This is a genomic window from Actinoallomurus acaciae, from assembly GCF_042429965.1.
GTDB lineage: Bacteria > Actinomycetota > Actinomycetes > Streptosporangiales > Streptosporangiaceae > Actinoallomurus > Actinoallomurus acaciae.
Genome location: NZ_JBHLZP010000961.1, coordinates 340 through 2,002, shown reverse-complemented (window position 1 = coordinate 2,002; position 1,663 = coordinate 340). Strand labels below are relative to the sequence as shown.

Sequence of the window (1,663 nt, the reverse complement as noted above, 5' to 3'; positions counted from 1 at the left end):
CGAGGAGGGGATGGCGCCGCTGGCGGTCTTCAACCCGCACCCCTGGCCGGTGGCGACCACGGTCGAGGTCGAGTTCGGCGCCCAGCTCGGCCGGGGCGCGATCGTCGCCGTGGACGACGCGGACCGGCGCGTGCCCGTGCAGGTGGCGCGCTCGTCCACGGTGTGCGGCGGGCGCCGGGTGCTCGTGGTGCCGGTGGAGCTGCCGCCGCTCGGCTACCGGCTCTACCGGCTGTACGCCGACCCGGCGAGCGGCCCGGTGACCGAGCGCGGCACCGTCCTGGAGAACGAGCACCTGCGGGCCGAGATCGACCCGGCGACCGGCTGGCTGTCGAGCCTCGTGCACAAGGCGAGCGGCGCCGATCTCATCGACGACGAGGCGGCGCGGGCGGCGCACGCGGCCATCCTGGACGATCCGACCGACACCTGGGGCCACGGCGTCGTCTCCTACCGCGACGTCATCGGGCGGTTCACGCCGACGTCCGTCCGCGTGGTCGAGTCCGGCCCGGTGCGCCACGTGGTGCGGGTCGACAGCGCGTACGGCTCCTCGACGATGCGCGAGGACTACGTGCTGGTCGCGGGCGCGCGGCACCTGGAGGTCCGGGTGACCGTCGACTGGCACGAGCGGCTGAGGATGCTCAAGCTGCGCTTCCCGACCGCGCTGACCGGGGTGACCGCCACGCACGCCATCCCGTACGGCCACCTTGAGCGGGTCCCGGACGGCCATGAGACGGTGAGCCACACCTGGGTGGACGTGTCCGGGGAGACGCCCGCCGGCCCGGCCGGGCTGTCGGTGCTCAACGACGCCAAGTACGGCGGCGACGTGTCCGGCGGCGACCTCGGCGTCACCGTCCTGCGGAGCCCGCCGTACGCCTGGCACACCCCGGAGCCGCTGCCCGAGGACGGCGACTACGAGGCGATGGACCAGGGCGTGCAGCGGTTCACGTACCGGCTGCTGCCGCACGACGGCGACTGGCGCGCGGCCGGCACGCCGCGTGCCGCCGCCGAGCTGGACCAGCGCCCGGTCGCCCTGCTGGAGTCCTTCCACGAGGGCCCGCTGCCCCAGCATCGGTCCTTCGCCGACGCGAGCGACGCGGGCAACGTCGTGATTACGGTGGTCAAGCGGGCCGAGGACGGCGATGGTCACATCGTGCGCGGCTACGAGACGGACGGCGCGGCGGCGACCGCAACGGTCCACCTGCCGTTCCTGCGGCGCACGGTGATCGCGGAGTTCGACCCGCACGAGATCAAGACGCTGTTCGTGCCGGACGACCGGAGGCTGCCGGTGGTCGAGACGGACCTGCTGGAACGGCCGCTGAGCGAGTCGGAGGACACGACGCCGGACCGTACGGGATGACGTCGGTGGTCGTCCTGGACCAGGGCTGGCGCCTGCGCGGCTTCCTCGGCGACGACTGGCGGCTCCACCGCGCCCAGCTGCACGCCCGCGAGGTGGGCGGGCGATGGGTGCCCGCGCGGGTGCCCGGCTCGGTCCTGGCGGACCTGCTCGCGGCGGGCGAGGTGCCCGATCCGCGCGTCGGGCGGCAGAGCATGCTGTCGGAGTGGGTGCCGCAGCGCACCTGGGTCTACCAGACGACGCTGCGCACCCACGGACCGGCGGACGGCGAGCGCGCGTCCCTGGAGTTCGACGGCATCGACCACTCCGCGA

Annotated in this window: 2 protein-coding genes; both read left to right on the top strand. The window is 74.3% G+C overall.

Annotated elements, in window-relative coordinates; translation table 11 throughout:
* On the top strand, positions 1-1,354 hold a 1,354-nt coding region (locus ACFFNX_RS49385; RefSeq protein WP_378213405.1), incomplete at its 5' end, for a glycoside hydrolase family 38 C-terminal domain-containing protein.
* Positions 1,351-1,663, top strand: a 313-nt coding sequence (locus tag ACFFNX_RS49380; protein WP_446678570.1) for a glycosyl hydrolase 2 galactose-binding domain-containing protein, incomplete at its 3' end; no start/stop codon positions are given. The genes ACFFNX_RS49385 and ACFFNX_RS49380, both read left to right, overlap by 4 nt.